The sequence below is a fragment of the Gammaproteobacteria bacterium genome, from assembly GCA_016716465.1.
Taxonomy (GTDB): domain Bacteria; phylum Pseudomonadota; class Gammaproteobacteria; order SZUA-140; family SZUA-140; genus JADJWH01.
Map to the genome: position 1 here is coordinate 154,020 of JADJWH010000005.1, position 26,894 is coordinate 180,913.

24 protein-coding genes are annotated in these 26,894 nt (G+C 66.1%); 19 read left to right on the forward strand and 5 right to left on the reverse strand.

Annotated elements, in window-relative coordinates; genetic code table 11:
• The 11 genes from IPM20_11575 to IPM20_11625 all read left to right on the forward strand — a co-directional run bounded on the left by IPM20_11575 (position 1) and on the right by IPM20_11625 (position 12,504).
• Entirely contained in the window at positions 1-1,083 is a 1,083-nt protein-coding gene (locus IPM20_11575; protein MBK9132259.1) for a phospho-N-acetylmuramoyl-pentapeptide-transferase, read from the forward strand.
• Positions 1,083-2,495, forward strand: coding sequence for a UDP-N-acetylmuramoyl-L-alanine--D-glutamate ligase (locus IPM20_11580; GenBank protein ID MBK9132260.1), 1,413 nt, complete (start codon positions 1,083-1,085; stop codon positions 2,493-2,495). The genes IPM20_11575 and IPM20_11580 overlap by 1 nt, the downstream gene beginning before the upstream one ends.
• Positions 2,492-3,670 (forward strand): putative lipid II flippase FtsW, encoded by a 1,179-nt coding sequence (gene ftsW, locus IPM20_11585; protein MBK9132261.1) that lies wholly within the window; start codon positions 2,492-2,494, stop codon positions 3,668-3,670. The genes IPM20_11580 and ftsW overlap by 4 nt, the downstream gene beginning before the upstream one ends.
• 1 nt (position 3,671) lies before the next feature.
• Positions 3,672-4,766 (forward strand): undecaprenyldiphospho-muramoylpentapeptide beta-N-acetylglucosaminyltransferase, encoded by a 1,095-nt coding sequence (murG, locus tag IPM20_11590; protein MBK9132262.1) that lies wholly within the window; start codon positions 3,672-3,674, stop codon positions 4,764-4,766.
• A gap of 52 nt (positions 4,767-4,818) precedes the next feature.
• Positions 4,819-6,219, forward strand: a complete 1,401-nt coding sequence (gene murC / locus IPM20_11595) for a UDP-N-acetylmuramate--L-alanine ligase (protein ID MBK9132263.1) — start codon at positions 4,819-4,821, stop codon at positions 6,217-6,219.
• Positions 6,219-7,154 (forward strand): UDP-N-acetylmuramate dehydrogenase, encoded by a 936-nt coding sequence (murB, locus tag IPM20_11600; protein MBK9132264.1) that lies wholly within the window; start codon positions 6,219-6,221, stop codon positions 7,152-7,154. Before murC ends, murB begins: the two co-directional genes overlap by 1 nt.
• Before the next feature lie 34 nt (positions 7,155-7,188).
• Positions 7,189-8,136 (forward strand): D-alanine--D-alanine ligase, encoded by a 948-nt coding sequence (locus IPM20_11605; protein ID MBK9132265.1) that lies wholly within the window; start codon positions 7,189-7,191, stop codon positions 8,134-8,136.
• Complete coding sequence (locus IPM20_11610) at positions 8,133-8,936, forward strand: cell division protein FtsQ/DivIB (GenBank protein MBK9132266.1); 804 nt, start codon at positions 8,133-8,135, stop codon at positions 8,934-8,936. The genes IPM20_11605 and IPM20_11610 overlap by 4 nt, the downstream gene beginning before the upstream one ends.
• The gene (gene ftsA, locus IPM20_11615; protein MBK9132267.1) at positions 8,937-10,175 is read left to right on the forward strand and encodes a cell division protein FtsA; all 1,239 of its coding nucleotides are present in this window, start codon (positions 8,937-8,939) and stop codon (positions 10,173-10,175) included.
• A 45-nt stretch (positions 10,176-10,220) separates the two neighbouring features.
• Positions 10,221-11,408, forward strand: a complete 1,188-nt coding sequence (gene ftsZ / locus IPM20_11620; protein MBK9132268.1) for a cell division protein FtsZ — start codon at positions 10,221-10,223, stop codon at positions 11,406-11,408.
• 184 nt (positions 11,409-11,592) lie between these two features.
• Positions 11,593-12,504 (forward strand): UDP-3-O-acyl-N-acetylglucosamine deacetylase, encoded by a 912-nt coding sequence (locus IPM20_11625; protein MBK9132269.1) that lies wholly within the window; start codon positions 11,593-11,595, stop codon positions 12,502-12,504.
• A gap of 44 nt (positions 12,505-12,548) precedes the next feature.
• On the opposite strand, the gene IPM20_11630 is transcribed toward IPM20_11625, so the two are convergent.
• Complete coding sequence (locus IPM20_11630) at positions 12,549-13,031, reverse strand: DUF721 domain-containing protein (GenBank protein ID MBK9132270.1); 483 nt, start codon at positions 13,029-13,031, stop codon at positions 12,549-12,551.
• A gap of 55 nt (positions 13,032-13,086) precedes the next feature.
• Here IPM20_11630 and IPM20_11635 point away from each other — a divergent pair, with 55 nt between their 5' ends.
• The 4 genes from IPM20_11635 to IPM20_11650 all read left to right on the forward strand — a co-directional run bounded on the left by IPM20_11635 (position 13,087) and on the right by IPM20_11650 (position 19,435).
• Entirely contained in the window at positions 13,087-14,010 is a 924-nt protein-coding gene (locus IPM20_11635; GenBank protein MBK9132271.1) for a M23 family metallopeptidase, read from the forward strand.
• Between the two features lie 53 nt (positions 14,011-14,063).
• On the forward strand, positions 14,064-16,787 hold the full coding sequence (gene secA / locus IPM20_11640; protein ID MBK9132272.1) for a preprotein translocase subunit SecA: 2,724 nt from the start codon (positions 14,064-14,066) through the stop codon (positions 16,785-16,787).
• Positions 16,788-16,888: 101 nt separating this feature from the next.
• Positions 16,889-18,112: a bifunctional glutamate N-acetyltransferase/amino-acid acetyltransferase ArgJ gene (gene argJ, locus IPM20_11645; GenBank protein MBK9132273.1), complete on the forward strand. Its 1,224-nt coding sequence runs from the start codon at positions 16,889-16,891 to the stop codon at positions 18,110-18,112.
• A gap of 141 nt (positions 18,113-18,253) precedes the next feature.
• A complete protein-coding gene (locus IPM20_11650; GenBank protein MBK9132274.1) occupies positions 18,254-19,435 on the forward strand; it encodes a transposase in 1,182 nt (393 codons plus the stop codon).
• A gap of 71 nt (positions 19,436-19,506) precedes the next feature.
• Here the strand turns inward: IPM20_11650 and rpmG are convergent, their stop codons facing one another.
• The 3 genes from rpmG to radC form a co-directional block, all read right to left on the reverse strand.
• Positions 19,507-19,662, reverse strand: a complete 156-nt coding sequence (gene rpmG / locus IPM20_11655; GenBank protein ID MBK9132275.1) for a 50S ribosomal protein L33 — start codon at positions 19,660-19,662, stop codon at positions 19,507-19,509.
• Between the two features lie 11 nt (positions 19,663-19,673).
• On the reverse strand, positions 19,674-19,910 hold the full coding sequence (gene rpmB, locus IPM20_11660; GenBank protein ID MBK9132276.1) for a 50S ribosomal protein L28: 237 nt from the start codon (positions 19,908-19,910) through the stop codon (positions 19,674-19,676).
• Between the two features lie 127 nt (positions 19,911-20,037).
• Entirely contained in the window at positions 20,038-20,712 is a 675-nt protein-coding gene (gene radC / locus IPM20_11665) for a DNA repair protein RadC (GenBank protein ID MBK9132277.1), read from the reverse strand.
• 144 nt (positions 20,713-20,856) lie between these two features.
• Here radC and coaBC point away from each other — a divergent pair, with 144 nt between their 5' ends.
• From coaBC to argB, 4 genes are all read left to right on the forward strand, one after another.
• Positions 20,857-22,068 (forward strand): bifunctional phosphopantothenoylcysteine decarboxylase/phosphopantothenate--cysteine ligase CoaBC, encoded by a 1,212-nt coding sequence (gene coaBC / locus IPM20_11670; protein ID MBK9132278.1) that lies wholly within the window; start codon positions 20,857-20,859, stop codon positions 22,066-22,068.
• Complete coding sequence (gene dut / locus IPM20_11675) at positions 22,037-22,495, forward strand: dUTP diphosphatase (GenBank protein MBK9132279.1); 459 nt, start codon at positions 22,037-22,039, stop codon at positions 22,493-22,495. The genes coaBC and dut overlap by 32 nt, the downstream gene beginning before the upstream one ends.
• Before the next feature lie 701 nt (positions 22,496-23,196).
• On the forward strand, positions 23,197-25,002 hold the full coding sequence (locus IPM20_11680; protein MBK9132280.1) for a phosphomannomutase/phosphoglucomutase: 1,806 nt from the start codon (positions 23,197-23,199) through the stop codon (positions 25,000-25,002).
• 169 nt (positions 25,003-25,171) lie between these two features.
• Positions 25,172-26,065: an acetylglutamate kinase gene (gene argB, locus IPM20_11685; GenBank protein MBK9132281.1), complete on the forward strand. Its 894-nt coding sequence runs from the start codon at positions 25,172-25,174 to the stop codon at positions 26,063-26,065.
• Positions 26,066-26,167: 102 nt separating this feature from the next.
• On the opposite strand, the gene IPM20_11690 is transcribed toward argB, so the two are convergent.
• The gene (locus IPM20_11690) at positions 26,168-26,881 is read right to left on the reverse strand and encodes a DUF4124 domain-containing protein (GenBank protein MBK9132282.1); all 714 of its coding nucleotides are present in this window, start codon (positions 26,879-26,881) and stop codon (positions 26,168-26,170) included.
• Between the last annotated feature and the right edge of the window lie 13 nt (positions 26,882-26,894).

Genomic DNA, 26,894 nt, shown 5'->3' on the forward strand with positions numbered 1-26,894 from the left:
ATGCTGCTCTATCTGACCGATTACCTGACACAGATCTACAGCGGATTTGGCGTGTTCCGCTATCTCACGCTGCGCTCCATCCTGGGAATACTGACAGCGCTGCTGATCTCGTTCGTGGTCGGGCCGCTGATCATCCGCAAGCTGGCCCAGTACCAGATCGGACAGATGGTCCGCAGCGACGGCCCCCAAAGCCATCTGGGCAAGGCCGGCACGCCGACCATGGGCGGTGCGATGATCCTGGTGGCGATCGGGATCAGCACCCTGCTGTGGGGCGACCTGTCGAACCGGCACGTCTGGCTGGTGCTGGCCGTGACCCTGCTGTTCGGCATCGTGGGCGGGGTGGATGACTACAAGAAGCTCATCCTGAAGAACTCCAGGGGGCTTTCCGCGCGCCAGAAATTTTTCTGGCAGTCGCTGATCGGCATCATTGCCGCGGTCTACTTGTTCAACAGCGCGGTGTCTCCGATCGAGACGCGCTTCATCGTGCCGTTTTTCAAGGACGTTTCCCTCGATCTGGGCTGGTGGTTCATCCCGCTGTCCTATTTCGTCATCGTCGGGACCAGCAATGCGGTGAACCTGACCGATGGCCTGGACGGTCTCGCCATCCTGCCGGCGGTGATGGTCGCCGGGGCGTTGGGCATTATCGCCTATGCCACCGGGCATGCGCGGTTCTCGGAATATCTCGGCATACCGTATGTACCCGGCGTGGGCGAGATGGTGGTGTTCTGTGGCGCGATCGTGGGCGCCGGACTCGGTTTCCTCTGGTTCAACACCCATCCCGCCCAGGTGTTCATGGGAGACATCGGCGCCCTGGCGCTGGGTGCGGCGCTCGGCATGCTCGCCGTGATCGTGCGTCAGGAAGTGGTGCTGGTCATCATGGGCGGCGTGTTCGTGATGGAGACGCTGTCGGTCATCATGCAGGTGGCCTCCTACAAGCTGACCGGGCGGCGTATCTTCCGGATGGCGCCGTTGCATCACCATTTCGAGCTGAAGGGATGGCCGGAGCCGCGGGTGATCGTGCGGTTCTGGATCATCACGGTCATCCTGGTCCTGATCGGCCTGGCCAGCCTGAAGATACGCTGATGAACGCACAGCCCGTCGACCGCGATTTCCCCGTCACGACGCGCTCCGATCCGGCGTGGCGCCAGGCGTTGCGCGCGCGCCTCGGTTTCGACGGCACGACCCTGGTGGTCGGTCTCGGTCTCACGGGGCTGTCGTGCGCGCGTCTGCTGCATGACCTCGGCCTGCCGGTCGAGATCACGGACAGCCGCGCGGAACCGCCCGGCATCGAGTCCGCCCGGCGCGAACTGGCGGACGCCCCGCTGCATCCGGGAGAGTTCTCCGCATCGGCGCTGGAGCGCTGCGCACGTATCCTGCTCAGCCCGGGCGTGGCGCAGGACGAGCCCTATCTGCGCCGCGCGCGTGAGCGCGGCATACCCATCCTGGGCGATATCGAAGTGTTCGCGCGCTGCGCGGATGCGCCGGTGGTCGCCATCACCGGTTCCAATGGCAAGAGCACGGTGACCGCCCTCCTCGGCGCCATGGCGCAGGCGGATGGCCGCGACGTGCGCGTGGGCGGAAATATCGGCACGCCGGCGCTCGATCTGCTGCGGGCATCGCCTCCGGATCTCTACGTACTGGAACTGTCGAGCTTCCAGCTGGAGACGACCGGGAGCCTGAATCCGCGCGCCGCGGCGATACTCAATCTGAGCCCGGATCATCTCGATCGTTATCCCGATATGCAGGCCTATCTGGATGCCAAGCTGCGCATCTACGCCGGCGACGGCATCGTGGTCGTCAATCGCGACGATCCCAGCCTCAGGGTCTGCATCCCGGAAGGGCGGGATGTCAGAAGTTTCGGCGCCGGCGTCCCTGAAGACGGGGAATACGGTCTGGTTGATGCTGCGGGCCAGACCTGGCTGGCGCTCGGAAGCGAGCGCCTGATCGCGCAGGACGACCTCGGTCTGCGCGGCAGTCACAACGCGCTCAACGCGCTGGCGGCGCTCGCGCTGGGCGACGCCGCCGGTTTGTCCCGCGCCGGAATGCTGGCCGCCTTGCGCACGTTCACCGGCTTGCCGCACCGCACGCAACTGATCGGCGAGCGGCGCGGGGTGCGCTGGTACAACGATTCCAAGGGCACCAATGTTGGGGCCACGCTGGCGGCCCTGGGTGGCTTGCCCGGGCGCGTGGTGCTGATCGCCGGCGGGCTCGGCAAGGGGCAGGATTTCTCTCCGCTGCGCGAGCTGGCCGCGACCAAGGCGCGCGCCGTGGTGTTGATCGGGCGCGATGCGCCGCTGATCGAGGCCGCGCTGCACAATGTCGCCTCGATCCATTACGCGGGTGATATGCGTGAGGCCGTCGCGCGCGCCGCCGCGCTGGCGCGGCCCGGTGACAGCGTGCTGTTGTCGCCCGCCTGCGCGAGCTTCGACATGTTCAGCGGTTACGAGGACCGCGGCCGTCGTTTCGTGGCCGCCTACGAGGAACTGGCCCCATGATCGCGCGGCTGCTCTCACGCGGACAGCGCGCCGTGCGCGGGGACGATTCCCCGGGCACCGATGCGGGCCTGCTCTACGCCGTGGTGATCGCCCTGGGCTTCGGCCTGGTGATGATGGCCTCCGCCTCGTTCGGCGTCGCCGAACGCGAGCTGGGCCAGCCGAGCTACTATCTGATGCATCAGCTCGGCTATATCGGCGTCAGCGTGCTGGCGGGATTCCTGGTCTATTCCTCCCTGTCGCTGGAATTCCTCGAGCGGCACAGCGGCAAGCTGCTGATCGCCGCCTTCGCCCTGCTCATCCTGGTGCTGATGCCCGGGGTCGGACGGGAGGTGAACGGCAGTACGCGCTGGCTGTCCCTCGGCGTCGTCAGGGTGCAGCCGTCGGAATTCGCCAAACTCTTCACGTTCATTTATCTGGCCGGCTATCTGGTGCGGCGCGGTGATGAGGTGCGCAACGCGGTGCGCGGCTTCGTCAAGCCAATGGCCGTGCTGGCCGTGCTGTGCGTACTGCTGCTGGCGGAGCCCGATTTCGGTGCGGCCGCCGTGCTCATGGGTACCGCGATGGGCATGATGCTGCTGGGCGGCGTGCGCATCTGGCAGTTCGGTGTGCTGCTGGTCTTCGTGGTGTGCGCCTTGGCCGTGCTCGCGGTCTCGTCGCCGTATCGCATGGCGCGCATCACCGCGTTCCTGAATCCGTGGGCCGATCCCTTCGCCAGCGGTTTCCAGCTGACCCAGGCGCTGATCGCGTTCGGCCGCGGCGAATGGTTCGGGGTCGGGCTGGGCGGTTCAATCCAGAAACTGTTTTATCTGCCGGAGGCGCACACCGATTTCCTGTTCGCGGTGATCGCCGAGGAACTCGGGCTCGCCGGGTCGATCGCGGTGATCGCGCTATTCACCTTCATCGTGGCGAGGAGTTTCATGATCGCGCGCCGCGCCGAGACGGCCGGCCGGCCGTTCGCGAGCTACCTCGCCAGCGGGCTTGGCCTGTGGTTCGGTCTGCAGGCCTACACCAACATCGCGGTGAACATGGGGTTGCTGCCCACCAAGGGGCTCACGCTTCCCTTGATGAGTTATGGCGGCAGCAGCATGCTGGCCGCCTGCATCGCCATGGGTCTGCTGCTGCGGATCGATCGCGAAACGCGCCGCGTCCTGCAGCGTCATGTGGGGGCATACTGACGTGGCGGCGCGCATCCTGATCATGGCGGGCGGGACCGGGGGACATGTCTTTCCGGCGATCGCCGTGGCACGCGAGCTGCGCGCCGAGGGCGCTGATATCCTCTGGCTCGGCACGCGCGCCGGCCTGGAGGCGGAAGTCGTGCCGCGCGCCGGCTTCGAGCTCGCAACCGTCGCCATCGGCGGCCTGCGCGGGAAGGGGTTTTTGCGCTGGTTGTCACTGCCGTTCCGGCTGGCGTGGGCCATGCTGCAATCCCTGCAGATCATCCTGCGTTTCCGGCCGATGGCGGTGCTCGGCATGGGCGGTTTCGCGGCGGGTCCGGGGGGGCTGATGACCTGGCTGTTGCGCAAGCCGCTGCTGGTGCATGAGCAGAACGCCGTTGCCGGGCTGACCAATCGCTGGCTGGCCGTGCTCGCCGACCGCTGCATGGTGGCGTTCCCCGGGGCCTTGCCCGCGCGGCTGCATCCGCAGCTGATCGGCAATCCGGTGCGCGCGGAGATCGCCGCGCTGCCCGAGCCCGCCGACCGCATGCGTGGCCGCACGGGTCCGCTGCGCCTGCTTGTGCTCGGCGGCAGCCAGGGAGCGCAGGCGCTGAACGAGACCCTGCCGCGCGTGATCGCGGCGCTGCCCGCGGCGGAGCGTCCGCAGATCCGTCATCAGAGCGGCCGCGCTCAGGCCGCGGCGGTGGAGCGGAGTTACGCGGGTCTCGGCGTGAAGGCCGAGGTGCAGGTATTCATCGACGACATGGCGGCGGCTTATGCCTGGGCGGACCTGGTGGTCTGCCGGGCCGGTGCATTGACCATCGCCGAGCTGACCGCCGCCGGGATCGGCGCGCTCCTGGTGCCTTTTCCACAGGCGGTGGACGATCATCAGACGCGCAATGCCGCCTACCTGGTCGACACGGGCGCGGGCCTGTTGCTGGCGCAGGATTCCCGCCTGGAGGCGCGGCTGATCGAGTTGCTGGGCGGATTCTGCCGCGCCGCCATCGACGGCGGACGTGATGACATCCTGCGGATGGCGCGGGCCGCGCGGCGGCTGGCGCAGCCGGAATCGGCGCGGCAGGTGGCGCGCCTGTGCCTGGAGGCCGCGCATGGCTAGTGCGGGCGCAAGCGGCATGGTGCCGGGCTCCGGTGCGCAGCCCGCGGTGCGCATGGGTCGGGTGCGCCATATCCACTTCGTGGGTATCGGGGGTTCCGGGATGAACGGCATCGCGGAGGTGCTGCACAACCTGGGCTACACGGTGTCGGGTTCGGATCTGTCCGATGGCGCCGCCATCCGGCGTCTGCGTGACAATGGCATCCGGGTCGCGATCGGCCACGATGCCGGCCTGATCGAAGACTGCGACGTGGTGGTCAGGTCGAGCGCCGTCGGTGACAGCAATCCGGAGATCGTCGCCGCGCAGCGGCGCCGTATCCCGATCGTGCCGCGCGCCGCCATGCTCGCCGAGCTGATGCGTTTCCGTTACGGCGTCGCGGTGGCCGGCACGCACGGCAAGACCACCGTCACCAGCCTGATCGCGAGCCTGCTGGCGGAAGGCGGGCTCGATCCCACCTTCGTGATCGGCGGGCGACTCAACAGCGCCGGCGCCAATGCCCGCCTCGGCGGAAGCAACTACCTGGTCGCCGAGGCCGACGAGAGCGACGCCTCCTTCCTGCATCTGCAGCCCTTGCTGGCAGTGGTCACCAATATCGATGCGGATCACATGGAGACCTATCACGGCGATTTCGCCCAGTTGCGCCAGGCCTTCATCGATTTTCTGCATAACCTGCCATTTTACGGACTGGCGGTCGTCTGCGTCGACGATCCCGTGATTCGCGCGCTGCTGCCCGAGATCTCCCGCCCGCTGGTCACCTACGGCATCGCGGAACAGGCCGACTTCCGCGCCGGGAACCTCGTGCATGAGGGTTCCACATCCCGCTTCACCGTCAGCCGTCCGGGCGGCCAGGCCCCGCTAGAGGTGCGGCTCAATCTGGCCGGTCGGCACAATGTGCTGAACGCGCTCGCGGCGATGGCGGTGGCGGGGGAGCTCGGTGTAACGGACGAGGCGGTCCTGCACGGACTGCTGGGTTTCCAGGGCATCGGGCGCCGCTTCCAGTCCTACGGCGAGATCGCGGCCCCGGGCGGTCGCGTGATGATGCTCGACGACTACGGTCATCATCCGCGCGAGATCCAGGCGGTGATACAGGCGATCCGCGCCGGCTGGCCCGGACGGCGCCTGGTGCTGGTCTTCCAGCCCCATCGCTATACGCGCACGCGCGACCTGTTCGAGGACTTCAGTTCCGTGCTGTCGGAAGCGGACGAAGTGCTGATGCTGGAGGTATATGCGGCCGGCGAGGAACCGATCCCGGGCGTCGACGCGCGCACGCTGTGTCGCGCGATCCGCGCGCGCGGCCGTATCGAGCCGGTGTTCGTGCAGGACGGCGCGGAGCTCGCGCGCGTGCTGCGCGCGACGCTGGTCGACGGCGACATTCTGCTCACCATGGGTGCCGGCGATATCGGTGCGCTGGCGGGGCGGCTGGCCGAGCAGTTGCGCGCGGGAGGCAAGGCATGATGGCGTTGGACGAGTCGTCCCCGTCCCGGCACGGCGCAGCGACGCCGCGCGGTGTCCTGCGCCGCGGCGAGCCGATGGCGCGCCATACGTCGTGGCGCGCGGGCGGTCCGGCCGACCGTTTTTACGAGCCCGCGGATCTCGACGATCTGGCGTGCTATCTGAAGGGATTGCCGGCGGACGAGGCGGTGTTATGGATCGGTCTCGGCAGTAATCTGCTGGTGCGCGACGGCGGGATCCGCGGCAGCGTGATCGCCACCAATGCCGCGCTCGACGACATCGCCACCCTGGACGGTAACGTCGTGCAGGTCGGCGCCGGTACGCCCTGCGCCAAGGTCGCGCGCCATTGCGCGAATGCGGGCCTGGCAGGGACCGAATTCCTGATCGGCATCCCGGGGACCCTGGGCGGCGCCCTGGCGATGAACGCGGGCGCCTTCGGCGGCGAGACCTGGCCGCTGGTGCAGGCCGTCGACACGATCGACCGCAGCGGCAACATCACGCGGCGCACACCGGACCAGTACACGGTCGGTTATCGGAGCGTGCACGGGCCCGCCGGCGAATGGTTCGTCGCCGCACTGCTGCGGTTGCAGTCCGGCAACGCCGAGGTGGCGCGCGCACGCATCAAGGAACTGCTCGCCCGCCGTACCGACCTGCAGCCGATGGGGCAGCCGAGCTGCGGCTCGGTGTTCCGCAATCCGCCCGGCGATTACGCCGGACGGCTGGTCGAGGCCTGCGGTCTCAAGGGCATGCGTATCGGCGGAGCGGAGGTATCGCGCAAGCACGCCAACTTCATCGTCAACGACGGCACGGCCACCGCCGCCGACATCGAAGGCCTGATCCTGCACGTGCGGGATACCGTCGAGCGGATGCAGGGCGTGCGGCTGGTGCCGGAAGTGCGGATCGTCGGTGAGCCGGCGGCGGAGGGCGGCCATGAGTGAGCGCCTGCAGGGTGTCCGGGTGAGCGATCCGGCCGTGTTCGGTCGGGTCTGCGTGCTGATGGGCGGCTGGTCGGCGGAGCGCGAGGTGTCGCTGTGGAGCGGCCGGGCCGTGCTCGACGCCCTGCGCGGGCGCGGTGTGGATGCCCATGGCGTGGATCCCGACCGTGAACGCCTGTGTGGCCTGAAGCGCGAAGGCTTCGACCGCGCCTTCAATGTGATGCATGGCACCGTTGGTGAAGACGGTACGCTGCAGGCGGTGCTCGATCTGATCGACCTGCGCTGTACCGGCAGCGGTGTGCTCGCTTCGGCGCTGGCCATGGACAAGCTGCGCTCGAAACGGATGTGGCGGGCGGAGGGTCTGCCGACACCGGATTACCGTCTGGTGGATTCCGTCGCGGACCTGCGTGCCGCGGCGGAAGCGCTGGGCTACCCGTTCATCGTCAAGCCTTCGGATGAGGGCTCCAGCGTCGGCGTGACGAAAGTGAAGGAGCCCGGCCAGATCGAGGCGGCGTTCGCGCTTGCACGTGGCGATGGCGCCCGGACCGTGATGGCGGAGCGGTTCATTTCCTGCGGCGCGGGCAACCCGGAGTTCACCTGCGCGATCCTGGGCCGGAACGCCCTGCCGACGATCCGCATCGAACCCGACGGGGAGTTCTACGACTATCGCGCCAAGTATCTCTCCGACGAGACGCGCTACGTCTGCCCCAGCGGTCTTTCCGCCGCGGTCGAGGAGCGCGTCCGTACGCTGTGCCTGCAGGCTTTCGACCTGCTCGGCGCGCGCGGCTGGGGCCGTATCGATTTTCTGATGGATGCCGGCGACGAACCGTGGCTGCTGGAGGCGAATCTGGTGCCCGGGATGACCTCGCATTCGCTGATGCCGATGGCCGCGCGCGCGGTGGGGATCGGCTTCGACGAGCTCGTGTGGCGCATCCTCGAGGAGACGCTCGATCTGCCGGCGGCAACCGCGGCGGAGGTGTCATGAAACGTCGACGGCGGCGCGTTCGCGCATGGGGGGGGATGTGGCGCCATCGTTACCTGCGACGGGGACTGGTCGGGCTGGCCGGACTGACGGTGATATTCACGGCCCATACCTTGTGGGGCAGTGTAAGCCTGATGGAGCGCACGCAGTTTCCCTTCAGGGTGCTGCGGGTGGAAGGAAGTTTCGCGCACATCAGCGTCCCGGAGTTGTCGGCGATCGTCGCGCCGTATACCACGACGGGATTTTTCGAGACCGACGTGCGGGCGATCAAGCAGGCGCTGGAGGAACTGCCCTGGGTCGAGCGTGCCTCGGTCCGGCGTGTGTGGCCGGACGTGCTCCAGGTCACCGTGACGGAGGAGCGGGCGGTGGCCCGTTGGCAGGAAGGGGGACTGGTCAATCCGGCCGGTCAGGTGTTCCATCCCGCCGAACTCGACGCGGAGGCGAGGAAGCTGCCCCTGCTGGAGGGGCCGTCACGTACCTCGACGCAGGTCATGGCCGCCTATGTGAGGATGGGGGAACGGCTGGCGCCGCAGGGACTCGCCATCACCAGTTTGAGCATGGACGCGCGGCGTTCCTGGCGCCTGACGCTCGACAACGGCATGCGTCTGACTCTGGGCCGCAAGGACAGCGAACGACAGCTCGAGCGCTTCGCGCGATTCTATCCCGGAGCGCTCGCGGGACGCGTCGCCGACGTGGAGGAAGTGGATCTGCGCTACACCAACGGCTTCGCCGTGAAATGGCGCCTGTCCGGCACTGACGCGGTCCGCCGGCCGGGCGCGAAGAATACTGGAGACAAAGCATAAATGCCTAAGAAAGACGGAAAAGATCTGATCGTTGGACTGGACATCGGCACCTCGAAGGTCGTGGCGATCGTGTGCGAGGTGACCGAAAACGACGAGATCGAGGTCATCGGGATCGGCTCGCATCCTTCGCGCGGCCTTAAGAAGGGTGTCGTCGTCAATATCGAGTCCACCGTGCAGTCCATTCAGCGCGCGGTGGAAGAGGCCGAGCTGATGGCGGGATGCGAGATCCATTCGGTGTACACCGGCATCGCCGGCAGCCATATCCGCAGCATCAATTCGCACGGCATCGTCGCAATCCGCGACGAGGAAGTCGCGCCCGGAGACGTCGACCGCGTGATCGACGCCGCGCGCGCCGTCGCGATCCCGGCCGACCAGAAGATGCTGCACATACTGCCGCAGGAATTCATCATCGACAACCAGGAAGGCATCATGGAGCCGGTAGGCATGTCCGGCGTGCGCCTGGAGGCGAAGGTGCATATCGTGACCGGCGCGGTCAGCGCGGCGCAGAACATCATCAAGTGCGTGCGCCGCTGCGGCCTGGAGGTCGATGACATCATCCTCGAGCAGCTCGCGTCGAGCTATGCGGTGTTGACCGATGACGAGAAGGGGCTCGGCGTATGTCTGGTGGATATCGGCGGCGGCACCACCGATATCGCGGTGTTCACCGACGGCTCCATCCGCCACACCGCGGTGATCCCGATCGCCGGCGATCAGGTCACCAACGACATCGCGGTCGCGCTGCGCACCCCGACGCAGTACGCCGAGGAGATCAAGATCAAGTACGGCTGCGCGCTCACCCAGCTGGCCAATCCGAACGAGACCATCGAGGTGCCCGGCGTCGGCGAGCGCAAGCCGCGGCGCCTGGCGCGGCAGACGCTGGCCGAGGTGGTGGAGCCGCGCTACGACGAACTGTTCACGCTGGTCCAGGCGGAGCTGCGCCGCTCCGGTTTCGAGAGCCTGATCGCCTCGGGCGTGGTGCTGACCGGCGGCAGCGCGAAGATGGAAGGCGTGATCGAACTCGCCGAGGAGGTGTTCCACACGCCGGTGCGGCTGGGTCTGCCGCAAAAGGTGAGTGGCCTGGTCGACGTGGTGCGCAATCCGATCTACGCCACCGGCGTGGGTCTGCTGCTGTACGGACATCAGCAGCGTTATGGCGGCAGGAAGGCCCCGGTGCGGGTGAGCAACGGGGTCAAGGGAGTATGGGGCAGGATGAAGGGCTGGTTTCAGGGCAATTTCTGAAGTGCATGACGGAATGAATCAAATTTAGAAAAGGAGGTAATAAATATGTTCGAGCTGATGGATTCCTACAGTCAAAACGCCGTGATCAAGGTCATCGGCGTGGGAGGGGGCGGCGGCAATGCCGTCGAGCATATGGTGTCGGCGCAGATCGAGGGCGTCGATTTCATCTGTGCCAACACGGACGCCCAGGCCTTGAAGGCCTCGTCCGCGCGCACCACGCTGCAACTCGGTACGGGCATCACCAAGGGGCTGGGCGCCGGCGCCAATCCGGAGATCGGACGCCAGGCGGCGCTGGAGGATCGTGACCGCATCGTCGAGGTATTGCAGGGCGCCGACATGGTCTTCATCACCGCTGGCATGGGCGGCGGCACCGGCACCGGCGGCGTCCCGGTCGTGGCGCAGACCGCGCGTGAACTGGGGATCCTGACGGTGGCCGTGGTGACCAAGCCATTCTCGTTCGAGGGCCGCAAACGCGCCATGATCGCCGAGGAAGGCATTCGCCAGCTGAGCCAGTACGTGGATTCGCTGATTACGATCCCGAATGAGAAGCTGCTTTCCGTGCTCGGCAAGTCGGTGACCTTGCTGGACGCCTTCAAGGCCGCGAACAATGTCCTGCTCGGCGCCGTGCAGGGCATCGCTGATCTCATCACCCGCCCCGGCCTGATCAACGTCGACTTCGCGGATGTGCGCACGGTGATGTCGGAGATGGGCATGGCCATGATGGGCTCGGGCAGCCATCGCGGCGAGAATCGCGCGCGCGAGGCGGCCGAGGCGGCGATCGCCAGCCCGCTGCTGGAAGATATCGATCTGCAGGGCGCGCGCGGCATCCTGGTGAACGTCACGGCCGGCATGGACATGTCGATCGGCGAGTTCGAAGAGGTCGGCAACACCATCAAATCGTTCGCCTCGGAAAATGCGACCGTGGTGGTGGGCACCGTGATCGATCCCGAGATGAGCGACGAGTTGCGCGTGACCGTCGTGGCGACGGGCCTGGGCCTGCCCCAGGAACGGGTGCAGAAGCCGGAGGAGATCCAGCTCAAGGTGGTGGAAAAGGCGGTGGAAAAGGTCGTCGAGCCGGTACGCAAGGCGAGTGGCGAGGTCGATTACGCGCCGTTGGACCGGCCGGCGTTCGCACGCGGCCGGACCGTCGAGGAGGCACCCATGCTCAAGGACGGGACGACCAATATGGACTATCTGGACATCCCGGCCTTTCTGCGGCGGCAGGCCGATTGATGGGCTGAGGAGGCCCCGGCAGTCGATGGACCGGCCGCGCGGGAAATGAGAACCCGTCGCTACAGGACGCGCCAGCGCGGCCGATAACCATTGCGGTTATTCCTAGGCAGGCGTAAGGTGCTGTGCTATAGTCGCCGCAAATTTGCGGGCAAGGTGCCCGCGGTGTATTCAGGGACAAGGATTGATGCTAAAACAGCGTACGTTGAAAAACGTCATACGGGCCACGGGAGTCGGTTTACACACCGGAAAAAAGATCTTTCTCACGTTGCGTCCCGCTGCCGCGGATTCGGGCATCATCTTTCGGCGGGTGGATCTCGATGAGCCCGTCGAAATTCCGGCGCGCGAAGAGAATGTCGGTGAAACCACGCTCTCCACTACCCTGGTGAAAGGGGATGTCCGCATCTCCACCGTCGAGCATCTGCTGTCCGCCTTCGCCGGGCTCGGCATCGACAATGCCTATGTCGATCTCAGCGCGCCCGAGGTGCCGATCATGGACGGTAGCGCGGGTCCGTTCGTATTCCTTATACAGTCGGCCGGCATCGAGGAACAGAACGCACCCAAGCGCTTCATCCGGATCAAGCGCTCCGTCGAGGTGCTCGACGGCGACAAATGGGCGCGTTTCGATCCCTTCGAGGGGTTCAAGGTTTCCTTCTCCATCGATTTCAATCACCCTGCCTTTCGCGGTCGGAACAAGGAAGCCTGCATCGATTTTTCGACGACCTCCTTCGTCAAGGAGATCAGCCGTGCCCGCACCTTCGGTTTCATGCGTGACTACGAGCGCCTGCGCGAGATGAACCTTGTGCTGGGCGGAAGCCTGAGCAATGCCGTGGTGGTCGACGATTACCGGGTCCTGAACGAGGATGGCCTGCGTTACGAGGACGAGTTCGTCAAGCACAAGGTTCTCGACGCGATCGGCGACCTCTACCTGCTCGGTCACAGCCTGATCGGGGCCTTCAGCGGCTACAAATCGGGGCACGCCCTGAACAATATGCTCCTGCGCAGACTGATGGCCGATCGCGACGCCTGGGAACAGGTCACGTTTCAAGGGGACCAGCCGGCGCCGATTTCGTACATGCAGCCGGTATCCGCGGGCTGATCAGGGCCCCCGGCGCGAAAGCGCTCTAATTTGTTGTTTCTTGGTTAAGAATTTGTTTTTTCCCGGGTCGCCAGGCGAAGCAGCGCTGCCTTGAGCGGCGCGTTTGGGGTCACGGCGGCCACCTCCCGCAGCAGACGCGCGGCGGATGGGGGCAACGATCTCCGTAGAGTCGGGCTTATCTGGCGTGATGCTTGCAGGAATTCTGGCGGCACCACCTTGATGCGGAGGTCCTTCAACTGGCTGAAATCCGGCAACTGACACAGTTCGGCGGGCAGTTGTGGGCAATAATAACGCAGCTTGGATGCCCACGCCGGTGAGTCCGCGTGCAGGATCAGGGTCTGCCGTGCGATTCCGGCAACCCGACAGTGCGGCTGGAAAGAGGGTGGGAGCCGGTCCAGCAGCATGCGGGACATGCGTTCCAGTCGTTTGCAGTGTTCTATAAGGTATCCGAACTCTCCACCGGCGCCGTGCAACAGGGCGCCGCAGGATTTGCCTGAGTCATGACGGCGCGCGCGCTCAGAGTTCATGGCAAGGGTCCGATGATCCGCGCACGGCGTGTTTGCTGATGGGGTTGCATACGAAATGAATATTATCGTATTTACCAAGCGCGCGGGAAAACCCGCCTGTTTCCAGCTGGAAGGCTGGAGGATGGTCACCGCCCTGGTCGGTGTCCTGGTGCTGGTCCCGATCATGGCGGTCCTTGCCGGCGTGTACCTGGGCAAATCCCGGGCGCACACGGCGCTGATTCCCGGTGAATGGGCGCAGGAACTGGTGCAGTACCGGCAGGAGATCAATCGGGCTTCGGAGCAGGCGCGTGAGGAAGTGAGCGCGCTGGCGACCCGTCTGGGTCATCTGCAGGCGCAGGCGGTCCGCATCAATGCATTAGGGCAGCGCCTGGTCGAGGTGGCCAAGCTCGACAAGGGCGAATTCAATTTCGACGCGCCGCCGGCCCAGGGCGGTCCGCAGGCCGATATCGAACTGGCGCAGGAAATCGATCCGCCCAGTTTCATGAAGTCCCTGGATCAGCTGGCGGACCAGATGGACAGCCGTGAACAGCAGCTGCGGGTGCTGGAGTCCTTCTTCATGAACCGCAGCCTGGATGCGCAGGTCCTGCCCACCGGGCGCCCGATCCAGAGTGGATGGATTTCATCCTACTTCGGCATGCGGACGGATCCCTTCACGGGGCTGCGCGAGTTCCACAAGGGCATCGATTTCGCGGGGAAGGACGGCATGGAGATCCAGGCCGTGGCCTCGGGTCTCGTTACCTGGTCAGCGGAACGCTACGGCTACGGCATGATGGTGGAAATCAACCACGGCAACGGTTATATTACGCGTTACGCCCATAACCGGAAAAATCTGGTTAAGGTCGGGGACGTTGTCACAAAGGGGCAGGCTCTGGCGCTGATGGGATCCACCGGGCGCTCGACCGGGCCCCATGTCCATTTTGAAGTTCTCAAGAACGGCCGCGTGGTAGATCCCGCGAAATTCGTTTACGCGGCCAAGTAGGCCGCCGCGCCACGGGCGGTGGTTTGTCACATTCAATTTCCCGTCACCGCTAAATGGTCAGCAAGTTTCTCAGCAAAATCTTCGGTAGCCGCAACGAACGCCTGCTGAGGCGGCTCCGCGCCGTCGTCGGAAACATCAACGGACTGGAGTCGGCCTATACCGCGCTGTCGGATGACGAGTTGCGGGCCAAGACCGACGAATTCCGCCGCCGCATCGCCGATGGGGCGACCGTCGACGATCTGCTGCCGGAAGCCTTCGCGGCGGTGCGCGAGGCCTCGAAGCGCACCCTGGGGATGCGTCATTTCGACGTCCAACTGATCGGCGGCATGGTGCTCAACTCCGGCAAGATCGCCGAGATGCGCACGGGTGAAGGCAAGACCCTCGTCGCAACCCTGCCCGCCTATCTGAACGCCTTGCCCGGTAAGGGCGTGCATGTGGTGACCGTCAACGATTACCTGGCGCGACGCGACTCTGCCTGGATGGGCCGGGTGTACGGATTCCTCGGCATGACCACCGGCGTGATCCATGCCGGCCAGTCGTCGCAGGAGAAGCGCGCGGCCTATGCCGCCGACATCACCTACGGCACCAACAACGAGTTCGGTTTCGATTATCTGCGTGACAACATGGCCTTCCGCCCCGCGGACAAGGTCCAGCGCGGCCTCAGTTACGCGATCGTCGACGAGGTCGACTCGATCCTGATCGACGAGGCGCGCACGCCGCTGATCATCTCCGGCCCGGTGGATGAAACCTCGAACCTGTATTCCGAGATCAACAAGCTGATTCCGCGCCTGCAACGCCAGGAGTCGGAGAACGGCCCGGGCGACTATTCCGTCGACGAGAAGGCGAAACAGGTCCACCTCACCGAAGCCGGATTCGAGAAGGTCGAGGAGCTGATGCTGAAGAGCGGGCTGCTGAAGGAGGGCGACAGCCTCTACAGCGCGGCCAACATCCGCCTGATGCACCACCTGAACGCCGCCTTGCGCGCGCACGTGCTGTACCACCGCGACGTGGAATACATCGTCAAGGACGGAACGATCGTCATCGTCGACGAATTCACCGGCCGCACCATGCCGGGACGCCGCTGGTCCGAGGGTCTGCACCAGGCGATCGAGGCGAAGGAAGGCGTGCCGATCCAGAACGAAAACCAGACGCTCGCCTCGATCACGTTCCAGAATTACTTCCGCATGTATCAGAAGCTGTCCGGCATGACCGGCACGGCCGACACCGAAGCCTACGAGTTCCAGCAGATCTACGGACTGGAGGTCGTGGTGATCCCGACCCACCGGCCGATGACGCGCAAGGACATGGGGGACCTCGTCTATCTGACCGCGGGCGAGAAATACGATGCCATCATCCAGGATATCTCCGAGTGCAATTCGCGCGGTCAGCCGGTGCTCGTCGGCACGACATCGATCGAGACCTCGGAATATCTGTCGAAGCTGCTGCGCAAGGGCGGTGTCAAGCACGAAGTCCTGAACGCCAAGCAGCATGAGCGCGAGGCCGAGATCGTCGCCCAGGCCGGCCGGCCCGGGGCGGTGACCATCGCCACCAACATGGCCGGTCGCGGCACCGACATCGTGCTGGGCGGAGCGCTGGAGTCGGAGCTTGCGGCCTTGCCGGAAACGACGGGCGATGCGGACCGGCAGGGACTGCGCGCGGCGTGGCAACAGCGTCACGACCAGGTGCTTGCCGCCGGCGGACTGCACATCATCGGCACGGAACGCCATGAGTCGCGCCGCATCGACAATCAGTTGCGGGGCCGTTCGGGCCGGCAGGGTGATCCCGGGTCCAGCCGGTTCTACCTGTCACTGCAGGACAATCTGATGCGCATCTTCGCCTCCGAGCGCGTCGCCGCCCTGATGCAGAAGCTGGGCATGCAGGAGGGCGAGGCGATCGAGCACCCGTGGGTGACCAAGGCGATCGAGGGCGCCCAGCGCAAGGTCGAGGGGCACAATTTCGATATCCGCAAGCAGTTGCTCGAGTATGACGACGTCGCCAATGACCAGCGCCGCGTGATCTACGAGCAGCGCAATGAGTTGATGGAAGGGACCGATATTTCCGAGACCATCCAGACCTTGCGCCACGATGTCCTCAACGGGTTCATCGACGGCTACATCCCGCCCGAGAGTCTGGATGAGCAATGGGATATCCCGGGGCTGGAGAAGGCGCTGGAACAGGAGTACGGCCTGCGCCTTACGATTGCCTCCTGGCTCGAGCAGGATGACAACCTGCACGAGGAATCCCTGCGCGCCCGCATCCTGGCGGCGCTGGAGGACGCCTACGCGGAGAAGGAGAAACTGGTCGGCGCCAAGGTCATGCGCGAGTTCGAGAAGGCGGTCATGCTGCAGGTGCTGGACAGCAACTGGAAGGACCATCTCGCCAACATGGATCATTTGCGCCAGGGCATCCACTTGCGCGGATACGCGCAACGGAACCCCAAGCAGGAATACAAGCGCGAGGCCTTCGAGCTGTTCAGCTCGATGCTGGAGCGCCTCAAGCAGGAAGTCGTCACCATCCTGTCCCGCGTCCAGGTTCGCACCGAAGAGGATGTCCAGGCGGTGGAGGAACAGCGTCGCTCTCACGCGCGCATGCAATACCAGCATGCGGAAGCCAGCGCGCTCGCCGCGGCCTCTGGCGGGGGCGCGGTCGCGGGCGATGATGACGGCGCCGAATCCGCGCAACCCTTCGTGCGCCCGAACCCCAAGCTCGGCCGCAACGACCCCTGTCCGTGCGGGTCGGGGAAAAAATACAAGCAGTGTCACGGCCGTCTCGAATGATGCCGGTGTGCCGCGCTTGCGCGGCGCCGGCTTGAATATCCGCCCCGCTTTCTCTATCGTCTGTTCTTTCCCTCGGTCGAGGCGATACCGGTGATTCCATCATGGCTGTAGGTCTGTCCGGCGTGTTGCCGCCGCTGCAAGCGGTGGGCGGCATTCGAATCAGCGCGACGGCGGCGGGCATCCGCAAGGCGGGCCGGCTCGATCTCGTCCTCATGGAAATCGATCCCGGCAGCGAATGCGCCGCGGTGTTCACGCGCAACGCTTTCTGCGCCGCGCCCGTGACCGTCGCGCGCCGGAACCTCGCGACGCGCAAGCCGCGCTACCTGCTGATCAACACCGGCAATGCCAACGCCGGCACCGGCGCGCTCGGCCTGCGCGGGGCCGAGGAGTGCTGCGCCGCCCTCGCCGCCCAGGCCGGCTGCGATCCCGCCGAGGTGTTGCCGTTTTCGACCGGCGTCATCGGCGAGCCGCTCCCCGTGGACAGGATCGTGAGCGGCATCCCGGCCGCGCGCGCGGCCGTGCGGGCGGAGGGCTGGAACGACGCCGCCACCGGCATCATGACCACCGATACCGTGCCCAAGGGCGTGTCGCGGCGCATCCAGCTCGGCGGGCATAGCGTGACGATCACCGGCATCGCGAAGGGCGCCGGCATGATCCATCCCAATATGGCCACCATGCTGGCCTTCATCGCCACCGATGCCCGCCTGCCCGCGGAATTGCTTCAGCGCTGCCTGCAGGAGGCGGTCGGCGCCTCGTTCAACAGCATTACGGTCGATGGCGACACCTCGACCAATGATGCCTGCGTCCTGATCGCCACCGGCGCCTCGTCCGCGCCGCCCCTGGTCTCGGACCGGGACGCGCATTACCCGCCGCTGCGCGATGCGATCGCCTCTGTGTGCGTGGAACTCGCGCAGGCGATCGTGCGCGATGCGGAGGGAGCGACCAAATTCATCACGGTCGAAGCGGTGCAGGGCCGGGACCCGGAGGAATGCCGCGCCGTGGCCAACGCCGTGGCGCTCTCGCCCCTGGTGAAGACCGCGTTTTTCGCCAGCGACCCCAACTGGGGGCGAATCCTCGCCGCCGTGGGTCGCAGCGGGCTGTCCGATCTCGACGTCGATGCCGTTTCCGTCTATCTCGACGAGGTCTGTATCGTGCGCGGCGGCGGCCGGGCGCCGGATTACACCGAGGAACGGGGGCGAGACGTCATGCAACGCAGCGAGATCACGATCCGGATCGAGCTCGCGCGCGGCCAGGCCCGGGCCTGTGTCTGGACCTGCGATTTCTCCTATGATTACGTGCGCATCAATGCGGAGTACCGTACCTGAGCGAGGCCTGGCCACCTGAAACCCTGTGGTTGGTGGGTGAAATCGGCGGTCCGCGCCCCTATAATTCAGCAAGACGGCTCGGAGGGTGCGATCGGGAATAGCCCTCGCCGCGATCATTCATTGCAGGAGGCTCGTATCCACATGATAAACGGCATCACCGGTTTCTCACTCTGGCAGTCGCTGCTGGCGGCGCTGGTTCTGACCCACGTCACCATCGCGGCCGTCACGATCTTTCTGCACCGCCACCAGGCCCACCGGGCGCTGGAACTGCACCCCCTGGTCAGCCATTTTTTCCGCTTCTGGCTCTGGTTGACCACCGGCATGGTGACGAAGGAGTGGGTGGCCGTCCACCGCAAGCACCACGCCAAGTGCGAGACCGAGGAAGATCCACACAGTCCGCAGGTGCGCGGCATCAGAAAGGTCCTGCTGGAAGGGGCCGAGCTGTACCAGGTCGCGGCCGCGGACCGCGAGACCCTGGCCAAGTACGGCCACGGGACCCCGAATGACTGGATCGAGCGCAGGCTCTATACCCCGCACTGCGTGCTCGGGATCGGTGTGATGTTCCTGGCCGATGTGTTCCTGTTCGGCCTCGCGGGCGTGGCCGTATGGGGCATCCAGATGCTGTGGATCCCGTTCTTCGCGGCCGGCGTCATCAACGGGCTCGGCCACTGGTGGGGCTATCGCAACTACGAGGTGTCGGACGCCTCCACCAACATCGTGCCCTGGGGCATCCTGATCGGCGGTGAGGAGCTGCACAACAATCATCACACCTTCGCCTCATCGGCCAGGCTGTCCTCCAAATGGTGGGAATTCGACATCGGCTGGCTGTACATACGCCTGTTGAGCCTGTTCCGTCTGGCGCGCGTGCGCAAGCTCGCCGCCCGGCCGCTGCTCGATCCGGGCAAGACGGTCGTCGACATGGATACGCTGGCCGCGATCATCAGCAACCGCTTCCAGGTCATGTCCCGCTATGGTCGTGATGTCCTGCGGCGCGTGCATCGCGATGAGATGCGGCGCGCGGCCGGCGCGGCCCGGCCCCTGCTGCGCAAGGCGCGCCGCCTGCTGATGCGCGACGAGTCGCTGATCGACGCGCGGGCGCAGCGCCAGCTGGAATCGATCCTGAGCGACAGTCAGAAACTGGAGACGGTGTACCGTTTCAAGCAGCGCCTGCAGGCCATCTGGCGCCGCTCGGCGGATTCCAACGAGCACCTGCTGCAGGCGCTGCAGGAATGGTGTCGCCAGGCCGAGGCCTCGGGCATCCACGCCCTGCAGGACTTCGTCCGCGTCCTCCGCAGTTACTCGATGCGGCCGGTGCCGGCATGAACGGCGGATCGTGAGTCATAAAAAAACCCGCCTGGAGCGGGTTTTTTTATGACATTGAACAGAAGCAGCGACTACTTCAGCTTGGTTTCCTTGTAGACGACATGCTTGCGCACGACGGGATCAAATTTCTTGATCTCCATCTTGTCCGGCATGGTGCGCTTGTTCTTGGTCGTGGTGTAGAAGTGCCCCGTTCCGGCGGAGGAGGCGAGCTTGATCTTTTCACGCATGGTCGTGCCCCTTAAACCTTGACGCCGCGGCCGCGGATATCGGCGAGGACGTTATCGATGCCCTGCTTGTCGATGATGCGCATGCCCTGGGTGCTGACGCGCAGCCTGACCCAGCGCTTCTCGTTTTCGACCCAGAAGCGGTGCGTCTGCAGATTGGGCAGAAAGCGGCGCCTGGTCTTGTTGTTGGCATGAGAAACGTTGTTGCCGACGGTCGGCCGCTTCCCGGTTACCTGACAAACCCTGGACATGACATCAACTCCCGATGAAAGACGGAAACGGAGCTTTATACCAAATCGCGGCGCCGACCACAAGCGCGCCGACATGGGTGATATTTGTTCAGTATTTATATCAATGACTTAGACGTTTTTTGGCCATCTACAGCAGGCCCAGCTCCGCGAACGAGGCGGCCTGGCCATCGCCGATCACGATGTGATCGATCACCCGGATATCGACCAGCCGGAGCGCATCGCGCAGGCGCTCGGTCAGGCGCAGATCGGACTGGCTCGGTTCGGCCACGCCGGAGGGGTGATTATGGGCCAGGATCAGCGCGGCGGCATTGTGTGCCAGGGCGCGTTTCACGATCTCACGCGGGTGCACGCTCGCCCCGTCGATGGTGCCGCGAAACAGCTCCTCGAAGGCGATGACGCGGTGGCGCGTGTCCAGGAACAGGCAGGCGAAGACTTCGTGGGGACGATCGCGCAGCTGTGCGGTCAGGTAGTTTCGGGTGTCGCCCGGGTTGCTCAGCGCGTCGCCGCGCTTCAGGGTTTCGTTCAGATGGCGCCGGCCGAGTTCCAGCGCGGCCTGCAACTGGACGTACTTGGCCGGGCCGAGGCCGGCCCCGCGGCAGAACCGCGCGCGGTCCGCCTCGCACAGCGCGCGCAGGCCGCCGTATTCCTGCAGCAGTTCGCGCGCGATGTCCACCGCCGTCCTGCCGCGCACGCCGGTGCGCAGGAAGATGGCCAGCAGTTCCGCATCGGACAGGCTGGCCGGGCCGCGCAGGCACAGTTTTTCCCGCGGCCGTTCCGCCGCGGGCCAATGAGAGATCGCCATGATCGACACTCCTTGTCGTCCTGGAGGGTGGCCCGCCGCCGCTTCCTGCGACGGGGTTCGCGCGCGCCCATGGCGATTAAATGCTATCTTATGGCGTTCCGGGCGCGCTGTACCCGGACCGGAAATCAAGCTTAGCGGCACGATATGCGTCTGGCAAACAAAAAGATTCTGCTCGGGGTCAGCGGCAGCATTGCCGCCTACAAGGCCCCCGACCTGGTGCGCCGGCTGCGCGCCGAGGGTGCCGAGGTGGAGGTGGTCCTGACGCGGGCCGGCGCCGAGTTCATCACCGCCCTGACGCTGCAGGCGGTCTCCGGCCGCCGCGTGCACACGCGCCACCTCGACCCCGAGGATGAGACGGTCATGGGGCATATCGAGCTGGCGCGCTGGGCGGACCTCGTCCTGATCGCTCCGGCCTCCGCCCATATGATCGCCAAGCTCGCCGCGGGATTCGCCGATGACCTGCTGTCGACCCTGTGTCTCGCGACCACCGCACCGCTGGCGCTGGCGCCGGCGATGAACCGGGTGATGTGGGAGCATCCGGCCACGCGTGCGAATATCGCGACGCTGGCACAGCGCGGCGTGCGGCTGTTCGGCCCCGGCAGCGGTGATCAGGCCTGCGGCGAGAGCGGCGCCGGGCGCATGCTGGAACCGGAAGAGCTGACCGCGTTGACGGCGGATCTGCTCGGAAGCGGTCCGTTGCAGGGATTGTCGGTGGTGGTGACGGCCGGACCGACACGGGAACCGATCGACCCGGTGCGGTTCGTGTCCAACCGCAGCTCGGGCAAGATGGGCTATGCCCTGGCCGACGCCGCGGCGGCGGCGGGTGCGCGCGTGACGTTGATCAGCGGGCCGGTCGAACTGCCGCTGGCGTCGGGGGTGCGTCGCATCGAGGCGGTTACGGCCGAGGAGATGCGGCGGTACGCGCTCGAACAGGCCGGCTGCGATATCTTCATCGCGGCGGCGGCGGTGGCGGATTACCGCCCGCGCCGGCCCGCGCCGCGCAAGCTCAAGAAGGGCGAGCCCGAACTGACGCTGGAAATGGAGCGGACGCCCGACATCGTGAGCGAAATCGCGGCCCTGCCCGCCGCGCCCTTCATGGTGGGATTTGCGGCGGAGACCGAGGACCTCGCGCGCCATGCCGTCGCGAAACTGCAGGGCAAGGGGCTGGACATGGTGGTCGCCAACCTGGTCGGGGAGCGCGGCATCGGCTTCGACAGCGACGAAAACGAGGTGACCCTGTTCTGGGCCGGCGGAACGGCGGAGCTGCCGCGCGCCTCCAAGCGGACGCTGGGGCACGACATCATCAGATACATAGCGGAGAGATATCATGCACAAGGTGCAGCTCAGGATCCTTGATGCCCGGCTGGGCAAGGAATTCCCCCTGCCGGAATACATGACCGCGGGCGCGGCCGGGATGGACCTGCGCGCCTGCCTCGAGGCGCCGCTCGAGATCCGCCCGGGCGAGACGCACCTGATCCCGACCGGTCTCGCGATCCACATCGGTGACGACGACGTCGCCGCGGTGCTGCTGCCGCGCTCCGGACTGGGACACAAGCACGGCATCGTGCTGGGCAATCTGGTCGGGCTGATCGACTCCGATTATCAGGGGCAGGTGTTCGTATCGTGCTGGAACCGCGGGCGGGAGCCGTTTTCCATCGCCGTCGGCGAGCGTATCGCGCAGATGGTGTTCGTGCCGGTCGTGAAGGCGAAATTCGAGATCGTGGATGAATTCGAGCGCAGTGATCGCGGCGCCGGCGGCTTCGGCCACTCCGGTCGTCATTGAATACGATAGTCTGACCATGTCATCCCGCAGAGACGGCGCGCCACGCCGGCCCGCGACGGACGGGCGGCGGCGTCATGCCTGAATCCGGTCCCAAGCTCAGTCTTGCCCGCTGCGGCGTCGGCCTGTTCATCGCCGCGGCGCTGGCCGTGGGCGCGACGGCCTATGTCGCCGTCGACGGCATGAACCGGGCGCGCGCCGATCAGCAGGCGCGCACCGTCGCCGTCGAGACCGTAGCGCTGCAGCAGGCGCTGACATCCCGGCTGCAGGGCCTGCGCCGGCAGGTGCAGGCCTTCGCCGCGGAATCGGAGACCCTGCGGGCTTTGCAGGACGATGATGCGCTGGCGCTGCGCGCGCGCGAGCAGGAGATCGTCCGCCTGATCCCCGGCGCGACCCGGGTCAGTCTGACGGTCGCCGGCCGCGAGCTGCCGCCGGCGGGCCCGTTCCCCCAACTCGGCTTCGCCGATCTCGAGCTGATCGCGCGCATGGAAACCGATAGTGAGCCGCCGCTCGAGGTCCATCTGTTCCAGAGCCCGGAGCAGCACTTCGACATCGTGGCGGCGGTGCGGGCGCCCCGCGGCGATCGCTCGCTGGCGGGCAGCCTGCTGGTGTCGTTCGATCTGGATCAGATCCAGGCGCCCTTGCGGGACCTGCATCTGGCGGCGGGATATGCGGAGCTGCAGCAGGCGCTGGGCGATGGCGGCATGCTGGTGCTCGCGCGCACGTCGGGACAGCCGGCGCCACAGGCGGCGCCACGGGAGATCGCGCTGGAAGGTACGCGCTGGCGTCTCAGTTACTGGCCGCTGCCCGCCGGGGCACCGGTCGGGTTCACGGCCCTGCTGATCACCGCGGGTGCGGCACTGGCGCTGATGGCCCTGGCGATCTACGGCGGATTCGCACTGCTGACGCGCGTGCTCAAGCGCGATCTGCATATGCTCGAACGCGCGGCGTATGATGTATGGCGGCTCGATGCCGCGCGGACCCGCTATCCGGTGGGCCTGCGCGAGCTTGCGCCGGTGATTGAACGGATTGCGGCGGGTCGCCCCCCGGAAGACAGCGAAGGTGGAGGAACAGTGATGGTGCGGGAGAATACAGCGGGGGGAGAGGGCGGCATCCAGGTAACCGAATTACCGCAGCTGTCCGCTGCGATCTTCAAGGCCTATGACATCCGTGGCATCGTCGGACAGACGCTCACCGACGAAATCGTGTACGCGATCGGCCGGGCCATCGGCAGCGAGGCGCATCAGCTCGGCCTGAATGCCGCCGTGGTGGCGCGTGACGGCCGCCTGTCCGGTCCCGGGTTCCTCGCGGCGCTCGCCCGCGGCATCCGCTCCACCGGCATCGACGTGATCGACATCGGGCTGGCGCCCACTCCGCTGTTGTACTACGCCACGCATGCGCTCAAGACCGGCACCGGGGTGATGGTGACGGGCAGCCACAACCCGCCCGAGTACAATGGCTTCAAGATCATGATCGGCGGCGAGACGCTGGCGGGCGAGGGCATCCAGCGCCTGCGCCGGCGCATCGAGACGGGCGACCTCGTCACCGGCGAACGGGAGGGCGGCTACCGCACGCAGGACATCAGCGGCGATTACATCCAGCGCGTCGCCGGCGACGTCCAGCTCCAGCGGCCGCTGAAGCTGGTGGTCGACTGCGGCAGCGGCGTGGCCGGCGCCATCGCCCCGGACCTGCTGCGCGCCCTGGGCTGCAATCCGATCGAGCTGTTCTGCGAGGTCGACGGCAATTTTCCGCATCATCACCCCGATCCGAGCCAACTGGAGAATCTCGAGGACCTGATCCGCGCGGTGAAGACGCACAAGGCCGATCTCGGTCTGGCCTTCGACGGCGACGGCGACCGTCTCGGCGTGATCGACGCCACCGGTCACGTGATCTGGCCCGACCGGCAGATGATGCTGTACGCCATCGACGTGCTGAGCCGTAACCCGGGCGCCGAGATCATCTTCGATGTCAAATGCTCGCGCCATCTCGCGCGGGTGATCGCGGAGCACGGCGGCCGTCCGCTCATGTGGCGCACCGGCCATTCGCTCGTCAAGGCCAAGATGAAGGAGACCGGCGCCCCGCTCGCCGGCGAGATGAGCGGCCACATCTTCTTCAAGGAGCGCTGGTACGGTTTCGACGACGCGCTGTACACCATGGCGCGCCTGCTTGAGATCCTGGCGGCCCAGCCGCGCTCCGCCACCGAGGTCTTCGCCGGCCTGCCGGATGCGGTGTCGACGCCGGAACTGCGGGTCGACTTCGCCGAGGGGATGCATCACGCCTTCATGGAGAAGTTCCTCGCCGCGACCCGTTTCCCCGATGCGAAGGTAGCGACCATCGACGGCCTGCGGGCGGACTTCGCCGACGGCTGGGGCCTGGTGCGTGCCTCCAATACGACCCCGTGTCTGATCATCCGCTTCGAGGCGGATGATGCCGCCGCGCTGAAGCGCGTGCAGGAGGCCTTCCGGCGCGCCCTGCTGGCGATCGATCCGACACTGGTACTGCCGTTCTGAGTGTCGTCTTTTGCGCGCGCGGCGCGCCTTGGTTTACTATTTGCGCAGGCACGCCGCCGTGCTCGATGGGAATTTGGGGTCAGAGTAAAAACTCTGCCGCTGTTCCGCGCCTCGGCTTCGATACTCGGCGAGTTTTTACTCTGACCCCAAATTGCTGAGATACGCGCTCATGACACTGACCGCCGATTCCGCCATGAACATCGCCCGGGTGCTGACCGAGGCGCTGCCCTACATCCGCCGTTTCGCCGGCAAGACCATCGTCATCAAGTACGGCGGCAACGCCATGGTAGATGACGTCCTCAAGAGCGGTTTCGCCCGCGACGTCGTGCTGATGAAGCTGGTCGGCATGAACCCGGTGGTGGTGCACGGCGGCGGCCCGCAGATCGGCAAGCTGCTCGCGCGCATCGGCAAGCAGAGCGAGTTCATCAACGGCATGCGCGTCACCGACAGCGAGACCATGGACGTGGTGGAGATGGTGCTGGGCGGACTCGTCAACAAGGAGATCGTCGCGCTGATCAACCGCCACGGCGGCACCGCGGTCGGCCTCACCGGCAAGGACGGCTCGCTGATCCACGCGCGCAAGATGACCTTCACGCGCCAGGCACCGGAGATGGACGTGCCCGAGATCATCGACATCGGCCACGTCGGCGAGGTCGCCAGCATCAACGCCAACGTCATCAACATGCTGGTGCAGAGCGACTTCATCCCGGTCATCGCGCCGGTGGGCCTGGGCGAGGACGGTCTGTCCTACAACATCAACGCCGACCTGGTGGCGGGCAAGGTGGCCGAGGTGCTGAAGGCGGAGAAGCTGATCCTGCTGACCAACACCCCCGGCGTACTGGACAGGGACGAGCAGCTGATCTCGCGCGTCAACGCCCAGGACGTCGACCGCCTGGTCGCCGAAGGCGCCATCTACGGCGGCATGCTGCCGAAGGTGCGCTGCGCGCTGGAGGCGGTGCAGGGAGGCGCCCATACGGCGCACATCATCGATGGCCGCGTCGAACACGCGGTGCTGCTGGAAGTGTTCACCGACGAGGGCGTGGGGACGCTGATCCGGCGCTGAGGAATTTGGGGTCAGAGTAAAAACTCTGCCACCGTTCCGCGCTCCGACTTCGATACTTGGCGAATTTTTACTCTGACCCCAAATATTTGAGGCCGTGGCGAGTCAGGGCTGCTGGTTGCGTTCCGCCTCGAGCCGCTCGGCCTGCAGCTGTTCGAAGCGCGCGATATCCTCCGCGGCGGTTTTCTCGAGCTCCCGACGTTCGTCGCGCCGTTCCTCAATGTAGCGACGCTGGTCTTCCATCTGCTGGTCGATGTCGCGGATCTCCTCCTCGAGTTTCTGCGTCATCTCGCCGCCCCGTTCATTCTCGGCCGCCCTGCTCGCGAGCGCGTCACGCCGGGCGCCCAGTTTTTCCAGGACCGAATCGGCGAGCGTGATGGAGGAGTCGAGGCTGGCCAGATTGGCGTCGTACGCCGCCTTGACCTGGTCCCGCGTCTGGTAGGTTTCGATCAGATACTGGTCGCGAATCGCATTCCGGCGCTCCGCTTCCTGCGCCGCCGCCTGTTCCTGCGCGCGCCGCCGCTGTTCCGCGCGCTCCTGCGGACTCAGCGCGGCGTCGACCCGTTTACTGACCTGGCCCTGCTTGTCCAGCTGCTCATAGGAACGGTGGATCTCCGCCGGGGGGATGGTATCCCCATAGTGGACGCGGCCCTGCTCGTCGGTCCATTTGTAGGCGGCGCCGTGGGCCTCCGCGGCGGCCAGGCACAGGCACAGGAGGATCGCCGCCGGGTACGGGCGCCGGGGTATACTCGGGACCGGCCACGAGGAATCGCGGGGGCGGGACAGCCGGGTGATGAACGGACGATGCGATGATTTCATCTGAGTGTGTGCC

What these genes read in the sequence shown, in the direction of transcription:
- IPM20_11630 (MBK9132270.1), bottom strand. Translation starts at nt 13,031, where the DNA reads ATGAACTCTGAGCGCGCGCGCCGTCATGACTCAGGCAAATCCTGCGGC.
- IPM20_11580 (MBK9132260.1), top strand. Translation starts at nt 1,083, where the DNA reads ATGAACGCACAGCCCGTCGACCGCGATTTCCCCGTCACGACGCGCTCC.
- murC (MBK9132263.1), top strand. Translation starts at nt 4,819, where the DNA reads ATGGGTCGGGTGCGCCATATCCACTTCGTGGGTATCGGGGGTTCCGGG.
- IPM20_11575 (MBK9132259.1), top strand. Translation starts at nt 1, where the DNA reads ATGCTGCTCTATCTGACCGATTACCTGACACAGATCTACAGCGGATTT.
- ftsA (MBK9132267.1), top strand. Translation starts at nt 8,937, where the DNA reads ATGCCTAAGAAAGACGGAAAAGATCTGATCGTTGGACTGGACATCGGC.
- ftsW (MBK9132261.1), top strand. Translation starts at nt 2,492, where the DNA reads ATGATCGCGCGGCTGCTCTCACGCGGACAGCGCGCCGTGCGCGGGGAC.
- argB (MBK9132281.1), top strand. Translation starts at nt 25,172, where the DNA reads ATGACACTGACCGCCGATTCCGCCATGAACATCGCCCGGGTGCTGACC.
- ftsZ (MBK9132268.1), top strand. Translation starts at nt 10,221, where the DNA reads ATGTTCGAGCTGATGGATTCCTACAGTCAAAACGCCGTGATCAAGGTC.
- IPM20_11635 (MBK9132271.1), top strand. Translation starts at nt 13,087, where the DNA reads ATGAATATTATCGTATTTACCAAGCGCGCGGGAAAACCCGCCTGTTTC.
- IPM20_11650 (MBK9132274.1), top strand. Translation starts at nt 18,254, where the DNA reads ATGATAAACGGCATCACCGGTTTCTCACTCTGGCAGTCGCTGCTGGCG.
- IPM20_11690 (MBK9132282.1), bottom strand. Translation starts at nt 26,881, where the DNA reads ATGAAATCATCGCATCGTCCGTTCATCACCCGGCTGTCCCGCCCCCGC.
- radC (MBK9132277.1), bottom strand. Translation starts at nt 20,712, where the DNA reads ATGGCGATCTCTCATTGGCCCGCGGCGGAACGGCCGCGGGAAAAACTG.
- coaBC (MBK9132278.1), top strand. Translation starts at nt 20,857, where the DNA reads ATGCGTCTGGCAAACAAAAAGATTCTGCTCGGGGTCAGCGGCAGCATT.
- IPM20_11680 (MBK9132280.1), top strand. Translation starts at nt 23,197, where the DNA reads ATGCTGGTGCTCGCGCGCACGTCGGGACAGCCGGCGCCACAGGCGGCG.
- secA (MBK9132272.1), top strand. Translation starts at nt 14,064, where the DNA reads ATGGTCAGCAAGTTTCTCAGCAAAATCTTCGGTAGCCGCAACGAACGC.
- IPM20_11610 (MBK9132266.1), top strand. Translation starts at nt 8,133, where the DNA reads ATGAAACGTCGACGGCGGCGCGTTCGCGCATGGGGGGGGATGTGGCGC.
- rpmG (MBK9132275.1), bottom strand. Translation starts at nt 19,662, where the DNA reads ATGCGTGAAAAGATCAAGCTCGCCTCCTCCGCCGGAACGGGGCACTTC.
- murB (MBK9132264.1), top strand. Translation starts at nt 6,219, where the DNA reads ATGGCGTTGGACGAGTCGTCCCCGTCCCGGCACGGCGCAGCGACGCCG.
- IPM20_11625 (MBK9132269.1), top strand. Translation starts at nt 11,593, where the DNA reads ATGCTAAAACAGCGTACGTTGAAAAACGTCATACGGGCCACGGGAGTC.
- argJ (MBK9132273.1), top strand. Translation starts at nt 16,889, where the DNA reads ATGGCTGTAGGTCTGTCCGGCGTGTTGCCGCCGCTGCAAGCGGTGGGC.
- rpmB (MBK9132276.1), bottom strand. Translation starts at nt 19,910, where the DNA reads ATGTCCAGGGTTTGTCAGGTAACCGGGAAGCGGCCGACCGTCGGCAAC.